15 protein-coding genes and 1 pseudogene are annotated in these 18,861 nt (G+C 73.6%); 9 read left to right on the top strand and 7 right to left on the bottom strand.

Features of this window, described 5'->3' with window-relative positions; genetic code table 11:
• Window positions 1-57: 57 nt before the first annotated feature.
• Window positions 58-498: a hypothetical protein gene (locus ACIG5E_RS28670; protein WP_396538121.1), complete on the bottom strand. Its 441-nt coding sequence runs from the start codon at window positions 496-498 to the stop codon at window positions 58-60.
• A gap of 155 nt (window positions 499-653) precedes the next feature.
• Between ACIG5E_RS28670 and ACIG5E_RS28665 the strand changes: the two genes are divergently transcribed.
• A complete protein-coding gene (locus tag ACIG5E_RS28665) occupies window positions 654-941 on the top strand; it encodes a hypothetical protein (RefSeq protein ID WP_396538119.1) in 288 nt (95 codons plus the stop codon).
• Window positions 942-1,089: 148 nt separating this feature from the next.
• Here ACIG5E_RS28665 and ACIG5E_RS28660 read toward each other — a convergent pair whose 3' ends face one another.
• On the bottom strand, window positions 1,090-1,584 hold the full coding sequence (locus ACIG5E_RS28660) for an SRPBCC family protein (protein WP_396538117.1): 495 nt from the start codon (window positions 1,582-1,584) through the stop codon (window positions 1,090-1,092).
• Window positions 1,581-2,036, bottom strand: a complete 456-nt coding sequence (locus ACIG5E_RS28655) for an ArsR/SmtB family transcription factor (RefSeq protein WP_396538115.1) — start codon at window positions 2,034-2,036, stop codon at window positions 1,581-1,583. The genes ACIG5E_RS28660 and ACIG5E_RS28655 overlap by 4 nt, the downstream gene beginning before the upstream one ends.
• A gap of 378 nt (window positions 2,037-2,414) precedes the next feature.
• Between ACIG5E_RS28655 and ACIG5E_RS28650 the strand changes: the two genes are divergently transcribed.
• The 5 genes from ACIG5E_RS28650 to ACIG5E_RS28630 all read left to right on the top strand — a co-directional run bounded on the left by ACIG5E_RS28650 (window position 2,415) and on the right by ACIG5E_RS28630 (window position 8,486).
• The gene (locus ACIG5E_RS28650) at window positions 2,415-3,137 is read left to right on the top strand and encodes a ScbR family autoregulator-binding transcription factor (RefSeq protein WP_396538113.1); all 723 of its coding nucleotides are present in this window, start codon (window positions 2,415-2,417) and stop codon (window positions 3,135-3,137) included.
• A gap of 382 nt (window positions 3,138-3,519) precedes the next feature.
• On the top strand, window positions 3,520-4,458 hold the full coding sequence (locus ACIG5E_RS28645) for a BTAD domain-containing putative transcriptional regulator (protein ID WP_396538111.1): 939 nt from the start codon (window positions 3,520-3,522) through the stop codon (window positions 4,456-4,458).
• A 96-nt stretch (window positions 4,459-4,554) separates the two neighbouring features.
• Window positions 4,555-5,217, top strand: coding sequence for a ScbR family autoregulator-binding transcription factor (locus ACIG5E_RS28640; RefSeq protein WP_396538109.1), 663 nt, complete (start codon window positions 4,555-4,557; stop codon window positions 5,215-5,217).
• 137 nt (window positions 5,218-5,354) lie between these two features.
• Window positions 5,355-7,436 (top strand): NAD-dependent DNA ligase LigA, encoded by a 2,082-nt coding sequence (ligA, locus tag ACIG5E_RS28635; RefSeq protein WP_396538107.1) that lies wholly within the window; start codon window positions 5,355-5,357, stop codon window positions 7,434-7,436.
• 258 nt (window positions 7,437-7,694) lie between these two features.
• Window positions 7,695-8,486 (top strand): putative protein N(5)-glutamine methyltransferase, encoded by a 792-nt coding sequence (locus ACIG5E_RS28630; RefSeq protein ID WP_396538105.1) that lies wholly within the window; start codon window positions 7,695-7,697, stop codon window positions 8,484-8,486.
• 102 nt (window positions 8,487-8,588) lie between these two features.
• Here the strand turns inward: ACIG5E_RS28630 and ACIG5E_RS28625 are convergent, their stop codons facing one another.
• The gene (locus ACIG5E_RS28625) at window positions 8,589-9,017 is read right to left on the bottom strand and encodes a PPOX class F420-dependent oxidoreductase (RefSeq protein ID WP_396538103.1); all 429 of its coding nucleotides are present in this window, start codon (window positions 9,015-9,017) and stop codon (window positions 8,589-8,591) included.
• 198 nt (window positions 9,018-9,215) lie between these two features.
• Window positions 9,216-10,613, bottom strand: coding sequence for a pyridoxal phosphate-dependent decarboxylase family protein (locus ACIG5E_RS28620; protein ID WP_396538101.1), 1,398 nt, complete (start codon window positions 10,611-10,613; stop codon window positions 9,216-9,218).
• Window positions 10,614-10,779: 166 nt separating this feature from the next.
• Here ACIG5E_RS28620 and ACIG5E_RS28615 point away from each other — a divergent pair.
• A pseudogene (locus tag ACIG5E_RS28615) lies at window positions 10,780-11,283 on the top strand (2OG-Fe dioxygenase family protein); the annotation flags it as partial.
• A gap of 13 nt (window positions 11,284-11,296) precedes the next feature.
• On the opposite strand, the gene ACIG5E_RS28610 reads toward ACIG5E_RS28615, so the two are convergent.
• Together ACIG5E_RS28610 and ACIG5E_RS28605 are read right to left on the bottom strand one after the other, a co-directional pair.
• Window positions 11,297-12,562 carry an MFS transporter gene (locus tag ACIG5E_RS28610; RefSeq protein WP_396538099.1) on the bottom strand — a complete coding sequence of 422 codons (1,266 nt, stop codon included), beginning with the start codon at window positions 12,560-12,562 and terminating at the stop codon, window positions 11,297-11,299.
• 30 nt (window positions 12,563-12,592) lie between these two features.
• Entirely contained in the window at window positions 12,593-13,186 is a 594-nt protein-coding gene (locus tag ACIG5E_RS28605) for an ArsR/SmtB family transcription factor (protein WP_396538097.1), read from the bottom strand.
• A 236-nt stretch (window positions 13,187-13,422) separates the two neighbouring features.
• Between ACIG5E_RS28605 and ACIG5E_RS28600 the strand changes: the two genes are divergently transcribed.
• Both ACIG5E_RS28600 and ACIG5E_RS28595 read left to right on the top strand, forming a co-directional pair.
• Window positions 13,423-17,868, top strand: a complete 4,446-nt coding sequence (locus tag ACIG5E_RS28600; protein ID WP_396538095.1) for a hypothetical protein — start codon at window positions 13,423-13,425, stop codon at window positions 17,866-17,868.
• Window positions 17,865-18,773 carry a serine peptidase gene (locus tag ACIG5E_RS28595; protein ID WP_396538093.1) on the top strand — a complete coding sequence of 303 codons (909 nt, stop codon included), beginning with the start codon at window positions 17,865-17,867 and terminating at the stop codon, window positions 18,771-18,773. Before ACIG5E_RS28600 ends, ACIG5E_RS28595 begins: the two co-directional genes overlap by 4 nt.
• Window positions 18,774-18,861 lie beyond the last annotated feature (88 nt).

Raw genomic sequence — 18,861 nt, 5'->3', positions numbered from 1 at the left:
CAGGCGATTTCGCGCGACACGGATCAAGCGAGGTGATGGAGCTGTAACTCTCCGTGCTCAACTGGCCGTGCTTCGGGCGAGGGGCCTGAGGCGCACTCGGAAAGGCCCGGATTCTTGCTCTCTGCACCGATGTCGAGGAAAGCCCGGATGGTCGCCGCTGCCGCCGCCATCGCACTCGTGCCCGCCGTGCCGGTGGGTCCCGCGGCGGCCGCAGCCGAGGCCGGCGCCGTTTTCGCCAAGCCCACCCCGGGTGCGCCGACCACGGATGTGGCGATGCTCGAGCACGCGAGGAAGGTTGCCCCGCTCAACGCGCTCGCCGACGCCCTCAACGAGCAGGGCCGCGGTGACCACGCCGACGCGTACGGCAACCTCTTCGTGGACGAGGACGGCGGCACCGTCACCCTCTACGCCGTCACCGACGAGCAGGGCCGCGCACTCGTCGACGCCGCGAAGGCCGCGCACCCGGACATCGAGGCGGGCCTGGTCAGGATCGCCCATGCCGAGTACACCAAGCGGAACTTGCAGGCCCAGGTCGACCGGATCCTCCGGAGCGCCGAGGTGGACCGGGCGGACGACCTGGAGGCGTACACGGTCGCCGTGAACCCGGACGCCTCGGGCATCACCGTGACCGGTCGACCTACACTGGCCACGGTGTGCCCTGCGGCATCAAGGTCCAGAACGAGAGCATCGCCTACAACCTGCGCTGGGACGACGGCTCGGTCCACGCGGTGTACGGCGTCATGGGCCACAACGCGAACTGGGCCTGCACCCAGGGCGACTCGGGCGGGCTGGTCTTCACCATCACCAACAACACCGACCGCGAGGGCCGCGGCATCGTCTCCGCCAACTCAGCCGGCAAGGACGGCCCCAGGGTCATGTACTGGGCGCAGGCCCCCGACGTCCTCAACATCGTCCGCCAGCGGCTGAACCCGCACGTCTGACGGGTCCGAAGGCCGGGTCCGGGCGCACGGCGGCGGGCGTCGCACCTACCCGCGCGCAGTTCGCTCGGAGCACCGCCGGAGGTCGAAGTGGTGCGGAGGCCCCGATGTTCAGCTGTCCGGATGTTCAGCCGTTCACCCGTTCAGCCGTTCAGGAGGAAGCGCCGGCGAGCAGGGCGTCGAGCTTCCGGTAGCCCTCGACCACGCCGTGCTCCATGCTGCTGGCGAGGATCGCGTCCCGGGCCGCCAGGCTGTCGACCACCGACAGCACCGTGACGCGGGTGCGGCCCTCGCCGGTGGGTTCGAAGACGGCGGTGTCCAGCGAGACGCCGTCCGGTACGGCCTCGAAGGTGAAGGTCTGGACGATCCGGGTGGCCGGCCGGACTTCGTGGAAGGAGCCGTAGAAGGCGGCGACCTCCTGGCCCTCGCGGTGCATGGAGTAGCGGTAGTGGCCGCCGGTGCGGCCGTCCCAGTCGTCGATCTTCATGTCGAGGTCGTCGGGGCCGAGCCACTGGGCGACGAGCTGGGGCTCGATCCAGGCCCGGAACACCCGCTCCCGCGGGGCGTCGAACTCGCGGACGATCCGGATGGTGGGCAGCGTCGGGTCCGCTTCGATCCGGGTCTCGTGGCCGGGCGTGGAGGTCATGACGGGGCTCCTTCGGTGCGCTGGGGTCGGTCGGGGTGGGAGCCGGTACCGGCATCCGCCGGATCGGTCGGGTCCGGGGGCTGGTGCGGGTCCGGGGCTGCGTGTGCTTCGGTGCCCGGGGCGGCATCGCTGTCGCCCATGGCCGCGAGCACGGTGTCGAGGCGGCTGAATCGTGCCTCGGCCTGGCGGCGGTAGCGCTCGATCCAGCTCGTCATCAAGTCGAACACCTGCGGCTCCAGGTGGCACGGCCGACGTTGGGCGTCCCGGCTGCGACTGATCAGCCCGGCCTCCTCCAGCACCTTGAGGTGCTTGGAGACGGCCTGCAGGGACATCGCATAGGACTCCGCCAGCTCGCCGACGGTCGCGTCCCGGACCGACAGCCGGGCGACGATGTCCCGCCGGGTCGGATCGGCCAGGGCGACGAACGCCCGGGAGAGCTGGTCGACGGCCACCACACACCTCTGTTCATCCTCAACCGTTTGGTTGAGAACGACGGTACTCCGGCCTCGCCATGTATTCAACCGTTTGGTTGTGGGTCCGCTGGGGTTGGCTGCGTGGCCACAGTGGCCGCCGACAGGAAACCGATCGTTCGGTTTCTGCTTAAGGGTGCCCGAGGGGAGGAATGGTCGTCGGCGGGTTGCCCAGGATGTCCGGCTTCGGGCCGTCGGGCTGGGAGCTGACGGACCGTTGGGGAGAGTGAAAGGCCGGGTGGGGGAGTAGGGATCAATCGAGCTGATGACCCGGCATCGTCTTGTCGCCCGTAGGTGGCCCGCAGCTAAGGTACGGGGTGTTTGGTTTTGTTTTCCGGAGCTCAGGGCGGGGTGGTTGCGGTGGTACGGCAGGAACGGGCGCTCCGGACGCGTCGGCTGATCCTGGAGGCCGCGGCGTCGGTCTTCGACGAGTTCGGCTACGAGGGAGCCACCATCGGGGAGGTGGTCTCCCGGGCCGGTGTGACGCGCGGTGCGGTGTATTTCCATTTCGCCTCGAAGCGGGATCTCGCGCAAGGTGTCGTCGAGGAGCAGTTCGTCCAGGACGGAGTGCCGGAACGCAGTTGCAAACTGCAGGAGTTCGTGGACACCGGAATGGTGGTCGCGCATCTGATGCCGCGTGACCCGCTGCTCAGTGCGGGCGCCCGGCTCTCGCTCGGCCAGGACGTGTTCGACGATCTCGGCGGCGGGGCGATCCCCGGCTGGATCAGTCGGATGGAGGCGCTGCTGATCGCCGCCGGCGAGCGCGGCGAACTGCTGCCGCACGTGGTTCCGGCCGACACCGCGTGGCTGATCACCGCCGCCTGGACGGGTGTTCAGATCCAGTCGCAGAAGCTCTGCGGCCGGGCCGACCTGGAGCTGCGGGTGTCCGGCCTGTTCCAGCACCTGATGCCGAGCGTCGCGGTGCCCGGCGTCCTCGGCTCGCTGCAGATGGGGCCGGACCGCGGCGCCCAGGTGGTCGCCGAGGTCGCGGCGGCCCAGGTGGCGGCGGAAGGCGGCGGAGGGTCGTCGGCACAGTCGCGGACCGGGGCCGAGGTGGTCGTGGACGGGGTCGGAGTGGGCTGACCGGGTCGGCCCGGGCGGCCCGGCTCCGGCCGGAAGTAGCCCTGGCCGGGGGTGAGTTGAACGGTTCCGGCCTCCTGCTCGCGGAGGCCGCTGAGGGTGCGGGCGAATGGACGGCGGCGCGGGATCCATGGGGGTCCGACGCCGCCTTCGCTTTGCCCGGGGACGCATGGGGAGTGGCGGGGTGGGCGGAGGTGTCGATGGGGTGGCCGGCGCCCGCCGGGAGTCACAGAGGATGGCTGTCTCGGAACAAACAGCACGTTCGGTTTTGTATTGACAAACCGCGCGTCCTGTTTTTGACTGGGGGCAGTTGACCCAGGGTGCCGACCCGGGTGCCGGTCGTAGCGGAGGGGCTGCGGCGTTCCGTGTGATTGGGGTGGTCATCGTGGAAATTCGGGTGCTCGGGACGCTGGACGTCCGGGTGTGCGGGGCATCGGTGGTGCCGACCGCGCCGAAGCCCCGTCAGGTGCTCGCCCTGCTGGCCTTACGCGCGGACCAGGTGGTCCCGGCCGGGGTGCTGGCCGAGGAGCTGTGGTCCGGCCGTCCGCCGCGCAGCGCGCGCACCACCGTGCAGACGTACGTGCTGCAGCTGCGCGACCAGATCGGCCGGGCGCTCGCCCGGGCCGGTGCAGCGGCCGGGGTCTCCTGCGCCAAGGACGTCCTGGTCACCTCGCCCGGCGGCTACATGCTGAACAGCGGCGGCGGACTGACGGACGTGCGCGAGTTCGAGCGGCTGGCAGGGATGGGCTACCGGGCGATGGACGGCGACGACCACCCGCTCGCCGCCCGGATGCTCGGCGAGGCGCTGGCGCTCTGGCGCGGCCCGGCCTTCGCGGACGTCCCGGTGGGAGGTCAACTCGCCATCGAGGCCAAGCGGTTGGAGGAGACCCAGCTGTGCGCGCTGGACCAGCGGATCGAGGCCGATCTGCGGCTCGGCCGCCACCGGGTGCTGCTGGCCGAACTGACCGTCCTGGTCGACCGCTACCGCACCCACGAGAACCTGCACGGCCAGTACATGGTCGCCCTGCACCGCTCCGGCCGCCGCGGCGAGGCCCTGGAGGCCTACCAGCGCCTGCGCAACACCCTGGTGGGGGAGTTGGGCATGGAGCCCTCGGCCGGACTGCGCCGACTCCAGCGATCCATCCTGCTGGCCGGCCCGGACTGGACGGAACGCGGGCCCGTGCCCGCTGGGCCGTCGGCCGCCACCCCGCAGGCCGCCGCCGTGGCCCCGACCGGGAGCGGATCGCCAGGGGCCGGATCGCCAAGGACCGGATCAGCCGGCCCGGCGCGGGCCGTCGTCGACCGGTTCACCGCGGTCGGCTGAGGAACGCGCAGCGAGAGGCGCAGGAGCCGGTGCCCGTAAGGGAGTTGCCGGGGTTCGGTCGGAACGGGCTGGTCGCTGTGAGGGGTGGTGGGACGGGTGGTCCAGGAAAGGTCGGAACGGACGCGCGGGCGGTTGGTGGCGGCGGGGGCGGCGCTGTTCGACCGCCGTGGGTACGCCGGTGCCACGCTCGGTGAGATCGCCGGAGCCGCCGGGGTGACCAAGGGTGCGCTCTACTTCCACTTCGCCTCCAAGGAGGACCTGGCCAGAGCGGTGTTCGAGCAGGCCGAGCGCTCGCTGCGGACCGCCTGCGCCGCCCCGCACTTCGGCTCCTCGCCGCTCCAGGCCCTGATCGACGCCGGCTACTGGCTGGTCGACGCCCTCGGCTCGGACGCGGTGATCCGGGCGGCCTTCCGCCTCGGGCGCGACGGCGAGTGGCAGACGGAACCCCGCCCGGCGCAGCCGCCCGGCGGCTTCGCGGGCATGCAGGGCTTCCAGGGCGTGTGGGCCGGGGTGGTCCGGGACCTGCTGTTCGGCGCCCGCCGGGCCGGCGAACTGCGCGACCGCTCGGGCGGGTTCGGCCCGGAGACCCTGGTCTTGGCGGCGGCCTGCGGGCTGGAGGTGGTCTTCGTCGACGGCTGCCCCACCGAGGAGCGCGCCCGCCGGGTGGGCGCCCTGTGGGACTGGCTGCTGCCTTGCCTCGTCCCGCCGGGCGGCTCCGGCGGGTACCGCACCAGGCCGACGGCGCCGCAGCCCGCCTGACCGGATCTGCCTGACCGGGTCCGTCTGACCGGACTCGCCTGACCGGATCCGCCTGACCGGACCCGTCTGGCCAGACCCCGCCCGGCCCGCCCGCGGCGGACAGGTCGAATGTCAGTGCGGCTCGCCATGATGGCGGTATGAAGGACGCAGCCACCACGGCCACCCCCGCCGCCCTCGCCTCCCCGGAGGCCTACGCCGACGCCGTCGCCACCGCCGTACGGGCCGCCGCGGCGTACTACGCCGACGGCTCCACCCCGCTCGGGGACGACGAGTACGACGCCCTGGTCCGGGCGGTCGAGGCCTACGAGCGCGAGCACCCCGACCAGGTGCTGCCCGAGTCGCCCACCGGCAAGGTGGCCGGCGGCGCGGCCGTCGGCGACGTCCCGCACAGCACGCCGATGCTCTCGCTCGACAACGTCTTCTCCGCCGAGGAGCTGGAGTCCTGGGCCGCCGGGCTGGAGCGCCGCCTCGGCCGGCCGGTCGCAGCCTGGTGCGTCGAACCCAAGCTGGACGGCCTCGCCGTCGCCGCCCGCTACCGGGCCGGCCGCCTGCAGCAGGTGCTCACCCGGGGCGACGGCCTCGCCGGGGAGGACATCACCCACGCGGCCGACGCCGTGCTCGGCCTGCCCGCCCGGCTCGCCGAGCCGCTCGACGTCGAACTGCGCGGCGAGGTGCTGCTCACCCACGAGCAGTTCGAACAGGCCAACGCCGTGCGCACCGCCCACGGCGCCACCCCCTTCGCCCACCCGCGCAGCGGCGCCGCCGGCACCCTGCGCGCCAAGGACCGCCCCTACCGGGTCGAGCTGACCTTCTTCGGCTACGACGCCCACGGCCTGCCCGACCTCGGCCACGCCGAACTGCTCACCCGCCTCGCCGAACTCGGCGCCAACACCGCCGCCACCACCCAGGCCGCACCCCTTCGCTGCGCCACCCTCGCCGAGGCCGAACAGCGGATCGAGGAGATCGCCGCCCTGCGCGCCGCGCTGCCGTTCGGGATCGACGGCGTCGTGGTCAAGGCGGACGCGGTCGCCGACCAGGAGGCGGCCGGCTCCGGCTCCCGGGCACCGCGCTGGGCGGTGGCCCGCAAGCTCCAGGCCCAGCACAAGGTCACCCGGCTCCTCGGCGTGGAGTGGAACGTCGGCCGCACCGGCATCATCGCCCCGCGAGCCGTCCTGGAGCCGGTCATCATCGACGGCGTCACCGTCACCTACGCCACCCTGCACAACCCCGCCGACATCGAGCGCCGCGGACTGATGATCGGCGACCAGGTCTTCGTCTACCGCGCCGGGGACGTCATCCCGCGGGTGGAGGCGCCGCTGGTCGACGAGCGCACCGGCGCCGAGCAGCCGATCGCCTTCCCCGAGGTCTGCCCGCGGTGCGGCGACGCCATCGACCGCGCCGAGCAGCGCTGGCGCTGCGTGCGCGGCCGGGGCTGCCAGGCCGTTGCCTCGGTGATCTACGCGGCCGGGCGCGACCAACTCGACATCGAGGGCCTCGGCGGCACCCGGGCCGTCCAACTGGTCGACTCCGGGCTGGTCGCCGACCTCGCCGACCTGTTCACCCTGACCAAGGAGCAGCTGCTCACCCTGGAGCGAATGGGCGACACCAGCGCCGACAACCTGCTCGCCGCCATCGAGACCGCCCGCACCCGTCCGCTGAACCGGGTGTTCTGCGCCCTCGGCATCCGGGGCACCGGGCGCACGATGTCGCGCCGGATCGCCGCCCACTTCGGCAGCATGGCCGCGATCCGGGCCGCCGACGCCGTGGCGCTGGCGGGCGTGGACGGCATCGGGGTGGAGAAGGCGGCCGTGATCGTCGCCGAACTCGCCGAGGTGGCGGGGCTGTTGGACCGGCTGGTGGAGCAGGGGGTGGGCACGGAGGTGTCCGAGCCGGTCGTCGTGGCGGCAGCGGCCGGAGCTGCTGCGGCCGCCACCAACGCGAGCGTGACGGACGGCGGCACGGCAGCCGGACCGCTGGCCGGGCAGAGCGTGGTGGTCACCGGCAGCATGACCGGCGCCCTGGCCGAACTCTCCCGCAACGAGATGAACGAGCTGATCGAGCGCGCGGGCGGCAAGGCCTCCTCCTCGGTGTCCAAGCGCACCAGCCTGCTGGTCGCGGGCGAGAAGGCGGGCTCCAAGCGCGCCAAGGCGGAGGAACTCGGCGTACCGATCAGCACCCCGGAGGAGTTCGCCGTCCTGGTGGCCGACTTCCTCGGCTGAGCCGCCCGCCGAGCCCATGGCCGGGGCGTGCGCGGGTTTGATCGCCGGCGGCGCGGGTGCGGTAGGGTGACCGACGCTGAACACGACCGCGAGCCAGGGAGGTGAGACCCATTACCGGTATGTCCGAGCGGGTGCTCCCGGAGCGCGGCCGTGCGGGCGCACCGCGCGCGTAGCGCGGGCGCACCGACGCGGCGTTGGCCCTGGCGGGAGCCCTGACGGAGTCCTCCGTTCTCCTCCTGTCCTGCCCAAGGGGTCCCCTTGCCCGTCTTCGCCTCCGTTGCTCTCCGTTCCTCGGTCGTCTCCCAACTGCGCTCCGCCGGTTGCGTGTTCGCCGAGGACGAGGCGCGCATCCTGCTCACCGCCGCCGCCACGACCGCCGAACTCGCCGCCATGGTCCACGCCCGCGCCCAGGGCCGACCGCTCGAACACGTCGTCGGCTGGGCCGAGTTCGCGGGCCTGCGGATCTCCGTCGACCCCGGCGTGTTCGTCCCGCGCCGACGCAGCGAGTTCCTGGCCGCCGAGGCCGCCCTACTCGCCGGCGCCGGAGCGGTGGTGGTCGACCTGTGCTGCGGCAGCGGTGCACTCGGCGCCGCCGTCGCGGCCACTGCCGGACACCCCGTCGAGCTGTACGCCGCCGACCTGGACCCGGCGGCCGTCCGTTGCGCCCGCCGCAACCTGGCCGGGACGGGCGCCCAGGTATTCGAGGGCGACCTGTTCGCCGCTCTGCCCGACGAGCTGCGCGGCCGGGTGGAGGTGCTGATCGCCAACGTCCCGTACGTGCCGACCGGCGACATCGAGCTGCTGCCGCCCGAGGCCCGGCTGCACGAGGCGCGGCCCGCGCTGGACGGCGGGGCGGACGGGCTGGACGTGCTGCGCCGGGTGGCCGCGGCGGCGCCGCAGTGGCTGGCTGCCGGTGGCGCGCTGCTGTTCGAGACCAGCGAGCGGCAGGCGGCGGGCGCGCTGGCCGTGGCGCGGGCGGCCGGGCTGGCGGCGGCGGTGAGCCGCGAGGAGGAGCTGGACGCCACGGTGGTCACGGCGAGCTTGGGCTGACCCGCGACGAGTCCCGCGAGGCTGCTGGCGCTGCTCCGGGCGGTGCGCCGCCCGCCCGGCCACCGGACCCCCGTGCCGGTGGTCGGACGGGCGGACGGCCGGTCAGAGCTTGGCGCCGTACACGTGGTCGACCGGGATGGTGAGCAGCACCCGGCGGTCGGCGACCATCGCCGCGCGGTACTCCGCCCAGTCCGGGTGCTCCCCGGCGGCCCGGCGGTAGTAGTCCACCAGCGCCTCGACCTCGGGTCCGTTCGGGTCGGTGCCCGGACCGGTGAGGGTGGCGACGCCCTCGGCGGTGGCCCAGGACCGCCCGTCCGGCCCGGTCACCTCCAGGCTGACCCTCGGGTCCCGGCGCAGGTTCGCGGTCTTCGCCAGCCCCTCCCGGGTGGAGATCAGGATGACGTTCGCCTCGCGGTCGTAGAAGGGCATGATCGGGGAGAGCTGGGGCCGTCCGTCCGCCTTGATGGTGGCGAGGATGCCGAGGCGGCTCTGCGCGAGCAGGGCGTACGGGTCGTGAGCAGTGGCGGTCATGCGAGCAATCATCGGGCCTCACACCGGTGTGAAGGTCAAGGCCCGGCGGGCGTGTTGCCCCTGTTGACACCACCCGCAGTGACTGCATCCACCTGGGCGACCTGCTCGGCGCGAGGGGCGCACCCGTGAGCGGTCGCGGGCGCCACCGGCCGGTTCGGGCCGGTGGCGCCGCGCGCGTTCCGCTCGAATGCCCTGCGGTCAGGCGGTCCCGAGCTTGCGGACCGCGCCGGCGAGCGCCTCGGCCGTCCGCCGCGCATCCGCCTCGGTGGTGCGCCAGTTGCTGAACGCGGCGCGCAGGGCGGGCCGGCCCGCGTAGCGGGTGGGGGTGAGGAAGGCCTCGTCGGCGAGCTCGGCGGCGAGCGCGGCGAGGCGCTCGGGGGTCGGGTCCTCGGCGAGGGTGAAGCAGACGACGTTGAGGCGGACCGGGGCGAGCAGGTGCAGGCCGTCTATCGCGCCGATCGCCTCGCCGAGCGCGCGGGCGCCGGTGATGCAGCGCTCGACGATCTCGCGATGGCCGGCCCGGCCGTAGGCGCGCAGGCTGAACCAGGTGGCGAGGGCGCGCAGCCGGTGCGAGTTCTCGGGGGTGAGGTGCACGAGGTCGGGGTGGTCGCCGATCGGGCCGAGGTAGGCGGCCGCGTTCTGGAACACCCGGGCCTGGAGGTCGCGGCGGCGGGTGAACTGCACGGCGCTGTCATAGGGCACGTTGAGCCACTTGTGCAGGTCCACGCAGACCGAGTCGGCCAGGTCCAGCCCGGCGACCAGCTCCGCGTGCTCCAGCGAGAGGGCGGCGAAGGCGCCGAAGGCGGCGTCGACGTGCAGCCAGAAGTCGTACCGCTCGCGGAGCGCGGCGATCGCGCGCAGGTCGTCGAAGTCGACGGTGTTCACGGTGCCCGCGTTGGCGACCACGATGCACGGGCCGTCGGCCTCGGCGAGCGCCCGCTCCAGCGCGGCCACGTCCACGGCCTCCCGGCCGGGCAGGGCGGGCACGGCGGTCAGCGCGGTGCGGCCGAGACCCAGGACGGACAGCGCCTTGGACACGCTCGAGTGCGCACTGCCCGACAGCACCCGCACTCGCCCCAGGGCAGCCACTCCGTCCTCGGCGACGTCCACCCCGAGCCGCTCGCCCAGCCACTCCCGGGCGATCGCCAGGCCCACGGTGTTGGACATGGTGGCGCCGCTGACGAAGGTGCCGCTGTGCGCGGGGGAGAGCCCGAAGAGCTCGCGCAGCCAGCCGACCGTCTCGCGCTCCAGGTGCTGACCGGCCGGGTCCAGCGAGGAGTTGGAGTTCTGGTCGGCGGTGGCGGTCAGCCAGTCGCCCACCAGCGCGGCCGGGGTCGCCCCGCCCGTCACGAACCCGAAGTAGCGCGGCCCGGCACTGGCCGACAGCCGCGGCTCCCAGCGCTCGCCGAACTCCGCCAGGGCCGCCCGCAGGCCCCCGCCGTCCTCGTGCAGCGGCCCCGCGGGCGTCGGCCGGTCGGCCTGCGGCGGGATCACCGGCCGCTCGTCGAGTCCGGCGAGGAAGCCGACCGCCCGCTGCCGGGCCTCCTCCAGGAGGACGGGCAACTGGTCGAGGTCGGTGGCGAGGTCGGGGTGCATGGGGGTTCTCCGTTGATCGATTGTCAGGCCGAGGGTAGTGGGCGGACGGAGATCGTGTCGCGGGCCAATCCGCAGCCGGTGGCCTGGGCGGATCGGGCTCGCGGGGGGCGCTCCCGACGACGAGTTCGGCACCGCCACCGAGTACTGGTAGGACGAGCACAACCCCGAGTACCCTCGCGTGCGCCGTCGGCTGCCCGACATCCCGACCGCCCTGCACGGCAACCGACTGCTCGACGCCCTGATCCGCGCCGACCTCGACCACGCCCTGTGGCTGGAGGACCTGCACCGCGTCCCCGCCTACGTGGGTGTCCACCTGATCGCGCTCGCCGTGCGGGACCGCGACCAGGTCGCGGTGTCCTCGCCGAACTGCCTGCACCAGGACGGCGGTTCACCGGCGACGTTCACCTTCGCCCACCTCGTCGGGCGACGCAACGTCGAGGGCGGCGAGAACGTCATCGCCAACGCGGAGAGTGCCGGCCGGCAACCCGAAGTCCTGCCGCCCGGGGCCGTCCACACCCGGTTCGTCCTGACCGAGCCCCTGGACGGCTACGGTGTGCACGACCGGAGGGTCAGCCACTACGTCGGCCCGGTCCGTCTCGGCGACGAGGAGGGCGACGGCCGGCGCGAGATCCTCATCGTCGGCATCGCCCCGTACGAACCCGGGCTGTAGCCGGCGGCGCCCGTTACGGTTCCCGCCGGGGCAGTTCGGCCCGCCGGACCGCCCGGGAGGCCAGGGCGTAGGCCGCGCCGAGGCAGGAGAAGGCGCCGCAGGCGAGGAAGACCGGGGTGGCGCCCCAGGTGCCGATGGCGGCGCCGACCAGCGGGTAGCTGAGCGGGGCGAGGCCGACCATGGTGAGCATCACGACGGAGGTGACCCGGCCGAGGTAGGCGGGGTCGGCGGTGGTCTGGACGAGGGCGCCGTCCAGACTGCCGAAGACGCCCGCGCTCAGGCCGACGAACCCGGCGAGCACGGCGGCCGACCACAGGGCGGGGACCACGCCCATGGCGGCCGCGCCGACGCTGCCGAGCAGCAGGGTAGTGGCCATGGTGAGGCCGGCCCGGGGCAGCCAGCCGACGACGGCGAGCAGGGCGGCGCTGGCGGCGGCGCCCGCGCCGAAGCAGGCGACGATCAGGCCGAGGCCGGACGGGCCCCAGCCGCGTTCGGCGTTGAGGAGCACCATGCCGACGTTGAGGGTGCCGGTGAGGCCGAGTTCGCAGACGGCACCGACCAGGACCAGCGGTCCGAGCAGCCGGTGGCGCCGGATGTAGCGCAGGCCGTCGAGCAACTCGGCGCGGGCGGTGCCGGATCCGCCGGGCGCGGCCTGGTCGTTGGGCGGATCCAGGGGCCGGATCCATACGGACAGCAGCAGGGGCAGCGACAGGGCGAACAGCCCGCCCGCGACGGTGAAGGCGACGGCCGGACCGCCGAGGCCCATGGCCAGACCGCCGATCGGCGGGCCGGCGATCTGGCTGAGGCGCATCGCGAGGGAGCGCAGACCGGTGACGCGGGCCAGCTGGTCGGCACTGGTGATCCGGGGCGGAAGGGCGCCGACGGCGGGGACGAACAGGGCGTCCACGGCGCCGAAGACCAGTGCGACCGCGACCAGCAGCCACAGGGCGGGCGTGGTCAGGGCGATGGCGGCGGCGACGGAGAGGATCAGCAGGCAGCGCAGGGCGTCGCTGCCGAGGATCACCCGGCGCGGGTCGAGCCGGTCGGCGACCACCCCTCCGCCGAGCATCAGCACCGCCCGGGGCAGCGCGCCCGCGGCCATCACCAGGCCGACCTCGGTGGGGCCGGCGGCCCCCTGGGCGGACCAGCCGAGGGCGAGGAAGTAGACGGTGTCGCCGACCAGCGAGGCGGTGTACGCGGTGAGCCAGCGCAGGACGTTGGCGTCGCGGTGCGCGGGTACGGCGGGGCGTATGGAGGGGGTCGTCTCCAACGTGGCCATGGGGCGGGCTCCTGTGGATCGGCGGATGCGTCAGGGGCGGAACGGGAAGCCGTACAGGTGGACGGACACGTGCTCGCGGTTCTCGCTCTCGCCGGCCGCCCGGGCCGCCTTGCCGCGCTCCCGCCAGCGGCGGCCCAGGGCCTGCAACTCATCGTTCAGTTCGGCGAGTTCGGCGGCGGTGAGGTCGAGCAGCCACTCGGAGGTGAAGGCCGCGTCGGTCCACTCCGGGCCCCAGGCGGCGCCCTGGTCCAGGTAGGTGCGGTACTGGGCGGTGCGGCTGTCGACCAGACCGCGGGTGACCGCGCCGACCGCGGCGGCGCCCTCGGGCGTGCCGGCGAGGTCCGATTCGCGGAAGCCCCAGCCCTCCTCGGAGGCGACCTGCCACCACCGCTCCCGCCCGTCGGCGCTCTGCGTGCTCGCCTCGGTGACGAAGCCGAGCTCGGCGAGCTTGCGCAGGTGGTAGCTGACCAGGGACGGCGCCTGGTCGACCTGCTCGGCGAGTTGCGAGGCGGTGGCGGTGCCGGCCGCGTAGAGCAGGCGGTAGAGCTGCATCCGCAGGGGGTTGGTGAACGCCTTGAGGCGGGAGAGGTCGGTGATCCGCTCCGGATGGGGGGTTTCGGGCATGCCTCCACGGTAGGTACGAAGGGAAAGTTGCGCAATGGAAACTGCGCAATAAATCCTTCAGATATCGGGCGACGCGAGCTGCGCGGGCGTGGTTCGGGTGTCCGGATGTGATCGTTGTGCTGGCCGGAAGGGCCCGGCATGTCTATCGTCGGGGCAGCGGCGGAACACGAATGAACGTGACAGGGGCGGGAGTTGTGGCGGGCGGATCACGGGGTGGGGGCGGCGCGCTGCGACACGTGGTGCTGTCCTTCGGCCTGTCGCTGGAGCGCACCGAGGACGGCGACTCGCCGAGGCCGGGCCTTGATCCACTCGAACATGCCCCGCGGCATGCCGCGAATGTCGCGCAGGCCTTCCGGGGTTTCGGCTACACGTCGGTCGAGGCGCACGGCCCGAGCGCAGGTTCGCTCGGCCCGGACGCAAGCTTCCCCGCGCTGGTCGACTCGGCGCTGGCGGACGCGGACGTCGACGTGCTGGTCGTGCATGTCGTCGGGCACGGCGAGCTGGCCGGTGGCGGCAGCGAACAGCTGTACCTGCTCGATCGTGGCGGCAGGCGCATCCGGCCTCCGGTGGGCGAGTGGATCGATCTGATCGAGGACCATCCGGACGAGCACCGGCCCATGACGTTGTTCATCCTGGACGTGTGCCACGCCGGTCAGGCCGCAGTGCTGTCGTGGCATGCGCGGATGGACACGGCGAAGCGGCGCGCGTGGGTCCTGGCCGCGACCGAGCCCACCGACCGGGCGTACGACTACCGGCTGAGCCGAGCCCTGGTGAGCGTGCTGGCTGGGTACGCCTCCGGTCAGGTCCGGTTCGACCCCTCCGTCCGGTACATCCCCGCGCCCGCCGTCTGGCGGGAGATCGCGCACGCGGTGGACCGCCTGTGGCGGGAGGCCGACGGCCTGGAGCAGCGGGTCGGCACCAGCCTGGTGCCCTCGCACGCCGACCTGTCCCACCTTCCGTTCTTCCCCAACCCTTCCTACGACCCCGTCAGCAGCCCGGTCGCCGGCCTGCCGCCGGAGATCGCCCGCCTCACGGACTGGGCGGACGTCGATCCCGAGCACTTCATGCGACGTGCCGGCGGCGGCGAACCCGTCGGCCGCGGCTGGGACAAGGGCTACTTCTCAGGCCGTGACGAGGAGTTGGACGAGCTGTCTGCCTGGCTCGACGATCCCGCTGCCGGACCGGGCCTGCGCGTGGTCACCGGCAAACCGGGTGCGGGGAAGTCCGCCCTGTTGGGCATCCTGGTGTGTGCCGCGCATCCCCTGCTGCGGGAGCACACCGAGCCGCTGTGGCGCGGGCTGGGCGAGCGGGCTCCTGGGCGCAACGAGCGGATCGCGGTGGTCCACGCCCGCCGTCTGGACCGTGGGCAGGTCGTCGACTCCCTCGGCCGCCAGCTGCGCGGGATGGCTGGCCGGGCCGGCGCGGCCGCCCCCGGCGAGAGGCACGGCGGCATGGACCGGAGCCCCGCGGACCTGCTGCTGGGCATGCTGCCCGGCGACGGCCCCCCGGTCACCGTGATCATCGACGCTCTCGACGAGGCGATCCGGCCCGAGGAGATCGCCGGCACCGTCCTGCTCCCCCTCGCCCAGCGGTCGCAGGCAGAAGGAAACGTGGGGGGAAGCCGGCTGCGGCTGCTGGTCGGCACGCGCGACGACCCCCGTTTCGCGGCACTGCGGGCCCTCGCCCGCGACCAGGCCGGCCACACCGACCTGAGCGCGGCCAGCCCGGTCGCCGTCCGCCTGGGCCTCACCGACTACGTCAACCGGCTCCTGGCCACCGACGGCAGCCCGTACTCCGACGGCACCCGGCGCCCGGCCCGCAACGCCCTCGCGCGGGCCATCGCCGAGCGCCTCACCGGCCGCGCCGACGGCCGCCAGGGCGGGCCCGGGGCCGACGACGCCCTCCAGTGGGGCGAGTTCCTGACCGCCGGGCTCTACGTCCACTACCTGCTGGCCGGCGAGGAGCCCCGAGCCACCGCCGAGGAGGCGGCCGCCCTGGGCCGGGCCGTGCCTCGCAGCCTGCCCGCTCTCCTCGAACTCGACCTGCGACGGCGCACCGTCAGCCCCCTCCTGCGCCCGGTGCTGACCGCGCTGGCCTTCGCGTACGGGCGCGGCATGCCCGAGAGCGTCCTCGCCCACGCGGCGGCGGCCTTCACCGCCACCGGCGTCGACCCGATCCCCTGGAAGCAGTTGCAGGAACTCCTGGACGGCGAGGCGCGCTTCTACCTGCGCCGGGAGGTCGACGAGGACGGCACCGCCCTCTACCGGCTCTTCCACGAGGGCCTCGCCGAATGGCTGCGGGACACCCCGGCCGACCGGCCGGCCCGCGAGGAGGTACGCCGCACCGGTCCGACCGGCATCGACCTCCTCCCCCGCGCCGAGCGGCTGTACGAGCGGCTGGTGGACTGTGTGGACCGCGACGGGGCGGGCCGCACGCGATGGGACCGGGCCGTTCCGTACCTACTGCGGCACATCGCCCAACACGCTGTGGACGCCGGGAAGTTCGACGGCCTCGTCGGCGACGCCGAGTTCCTCGTCCACGCCGACCCGCGCTCCGTCGCCGATGCCGCGGGCCACGCCCGATCCGACCAGGCCCGGCTGGACGCCGCCGTGTACCGGGCGTCCTGGGGCGTGCACCACGCGCTGCCGGCCGGTGCCCGCCGCCAGCTCCTGGCCCTGGACGCGGCCCGCTTCGCCAACACGCGGTTGCAGGCCGACCTGCCGGGTGACGCCGACTGGCACGTCCGGTGGGCGACCGGCGGCCAGGTCTCACCGGCCCTGGTCCGCACCCTGCTGGTCCACGACGACGCGACGTACGCGGCAGCGGCGGTGGTGGCGGAGCTGGACGGCCGGCCGCACGTGATCGCCGGCTGCGACCTCGGACCGGTACGGGTGTGGGACGCCACCACCGGCGCCCTCGTCCGGACCCTGCCCCACACCGGCGGTGCGCGGTCGATGGCGGTGGTGCAGCTGAACGGGCATCCCCACGTGGTCATCAGTAGCGGCAGATCGGTGGACGTGTGGGACCTGGTGACGGGTGGTCGCGCCCACCCTCTGGCCGGGCAGGGCGGATGGGTGGAGGCGGTGGCGGTGGTGGAGCTGGGGGGTCGCCCGCACCTGCTCGCCGGCGGTGAACAAGATCGGGGGCCGACGCAGATTCGGATCTGGGACCTCGCCACCGGTGTCCGCACCCATGTCCTGACGGGCGACTGGGGCAAGGCCGCGGCGATGGCGGTCCTGGCGGACCGCGTGTACGCCATCGTCGAACTCGGTACCGGGAGAAGGGAGGTGCGGGCGTGGGACGTGGCCACCGGTGACCTGACCAACCCCCTGGCAGACCAGTCCGAGGAGTTGGACGCGGTGGCGGTGGCCGAACTGGACGGCCGCCCGCACGCCTTCACCACGGACCGGGACGGGCAGGTGCGGGTCCGGGACCTGACCACGGGCGCGTGCGTCCGCACCCTGACCGGCCACACCGGCCGAGTGCACAGGGCGGAGGTGGTGCACCTGGACGGCCGCCCGCACGCCGTCACCGCAGGCCGGGACCGGCAGGTGCGGGTCTGGGACCTGACCACGGGCGCGTGCGTCCGCACCCTGACCGGCCACACCAGACGAGTGCACGGGGTGGCAGTGGTGCACCTGGACGGCCGCCCGCACGCCGTCACCACGGACTGGAGCGGGCAGACGCGGATTTGGGACCTGGCCTCCGGCACTCCCAGTCGCGCCCTGGCCGGCCACACCAGTCAGGTGACGGCGATGGCGGTGACGGACCTCGACGGCCGCCCGCACGTCATTACCGGTGGCGACGAAGGGGACGGGTTGCTGCGGGTGTGGGACCTCGCCGCCGGCACCTGCGTCCGCTCCCTGCCCGGCCCCGACCGGAAGGTGTGCTCGATCGCGGTGACGGAGCTGCAGGGTCGCCCACATGTGATCATCGGCTGCCAGGACAGCCGCGCGCCCGTGCTGGAGCTGAACAGCGGCACCGCCAGCCGCACCCTCACCCCCAGCTGGGCCTTCTCGGTAGCGGCGACGTCGACGACGGTGGCGGGCCGTCCGCACGCGGTGCTCGGCACTTGGGGCCGGGAGGAAAGCGAAGGTCTGGTGTCGGTGTGGGACCTCACCACGGATGGCCACCCCCGCACCGCCCTCATGGGTGACTACGGGATCCACGCGATCGCAGTCGCCACACTGGAGGGCCGCCCGCACGCCGTCACCGGCAGCTCCGGGCGCGACCTCCGGATCTGGGACCTCACTCCCGACCGCCCCACCCACGTCCGCACCCTGACCGGCCACACCGGCTCGGTGTACGCGGTCGCGGTCACGGACCTGGCGGGTCGTCCCCACGCGGTCACCGGCAGTAAGGACGGATCGGCGCGGTTGTGGGACCTCGCCGCCGGCGCCTGTGTCCTCGTTCTCGACGGCCACACCGAAGGGGTGCGGGCGGTGGCGGTCGCTGAGTGGGAGGGGCGCACGTACGCGGTCACCGGCAGCGACGACGCGTCCGTACGGGTGTGGGACCTCGAAACCGGGTCCTGCCGTGCCGTCTTCCGCCTCCCCGACACCTGCGGAGCCGTCGCCGTCGCCGCTCACGGCACGGTCGTCGTCGGAGCCGGCAACGAGGTCGTCGCACTCAGCCTCACACGCTCAGTCAGCCTCACCCCCCTGGGAGGGAGAACCCGTTGACCAGCACCAGTGCCCCAACTCTTCGCATCGTCGCCGTTCACGGCATCGGCAACAGCTTCGGTGCCGGTCTGTCCCGCAGCCGCACCGAGGAGCTCCGCGCCCAGAAGGCCGCGCTGTGGGCACGGCACCTGAGCAACGGTCTCGGTGTCACCCCGGACCGGATCGATCTCGACTTCGCCTACTACGCGGACAAGTTGGCCACCGGCCCGGCCGCCCAGGGAGTGGGGAGCGACGACGTCCTGGACGATCCGCTGGCACAGATGATGCTGGAGGAGTGGGCGCGGGAACTGGGGGCTCCCGACGAAGCGGCGCAGGGTCACGCGGCCATGCCGCTGCGGGCGTTGTCGTCGTGGGTGGCCCGCCGGTTCGACCTCGCGGAGGGGCCGCTACGGGTGTTCCTACGCATGTGGTGCGGTGAGGTCGCCGCCTACCTGCGGGCCCACGACGCCCCGCAGCGACTTGCCGCGCGTGAGGAGGTCGCCGAGCGGCTCGCCCGCCATCGGCCGCGGATCGTCATCGCGCACTCCCTGGGCTCGGTCGTCGCCTATGAGGCCCTGCACGCCCACCCGGAACTGCGTCCCGAGCTGTTCCTCACCCTGGGCTCGCCACTCGCGCTTCCCCGCGTGGTCTTCGACCGGCTCGTACCCGCACCGCGGGCGGACGGCCAGACACCGCGGGGAGCCGGCCTGCCTCAGGGAGCCGGCCTGCCCCGCCGGACGCGATGGGTCAACATCGCCGATCCGGGCGACCCGGTGGCCGTCCCTCCCCTGCTCAGCAGGTTCTTCGACGGCGTCGACCTCGACCACACCACCGTCGTCAGCGGCCTGTTCCGCTTCCACCACGCCACGAACTACCTGCAGTCCGCAACGACGGCCGCCACCATCGCCCCGTACCTGGGTATCTGACGGGGGCGCCGAGGCGCGCGGGGACTGCACGCCCTGGGCGTTCGACGCGGTGAGGTAATGGCCTTCCAACTGTCCGACTGGTGGGAGA

The organism is Kitasatospora sp. NPDC053057 (assembly GCF_044546945.1).
Taxonomy (GTDB): domain Bacteria; phylum Actinomycetota; class Actinomycetes; order Streptomycetales; family Streptomycetaceae; genus Kitasatospora.
This window is presented reverse-complemented; position numbering and strand designations above follow the sequence as displayed.

What these genes read in the sequence shown, in the direction of transcription:
- ACIG5E_RS28670 (WP_396538121.1), bottom strand. Translation starts at nt 498, where the DNA reads ATGGGCGATCCTGACCAGGCCCGCCTCGATGTCCGGGTGCGCGGCCTT.
- ACIG5E_RS28660 (WP_396538117.1), bottom strand. Translation starts at nt 1,584, where the DNA reads ATGACCTCCACGCCCGGCCACGAGACCCGGATCGAAGCGGACCCGACG.
- ligA (WP_396538107.1), top strand. Translation starts at nt 5,355, where the DNA reads ATGAAGGACGCAGCCACCACGGCCACCCCCGCCGCCCTCGCCTCCCCG.
- ACIG5E_RS28625 (WP_396538103.1), bottom strand. Translation starts at nt 9,017, where the DNA reads ATGACCGCCACTGCTCACGACCCGTACGCCCTGCTCGCGCAGAGCCGC.
- ACIG5E_RS28620 (WP_396538101.1), bottom strand. Translation starts at nt 10,613, where the DNA reads ATGCACCCCGACCTCGCCACCGACCTCGACCAGTTGCCCGTCCTCCTG.
- ACIG5E_RS28610 (WP_396538099.1), bottom strand. Translation starts at nt 12,562, where the DNA reads ATGGCCACGTTGGAGACGACCCCCTCCATACGCCCCGCCGTACCCGCG.
- ACIG5E_RS28605 (WP_396538097.1), bottom strand. Translation starts at nt 13,186, where the DNA reads ATGCCCGAAACCCCCCATCCGGAGCGGATCACCGACCTCTCCCGCCTC.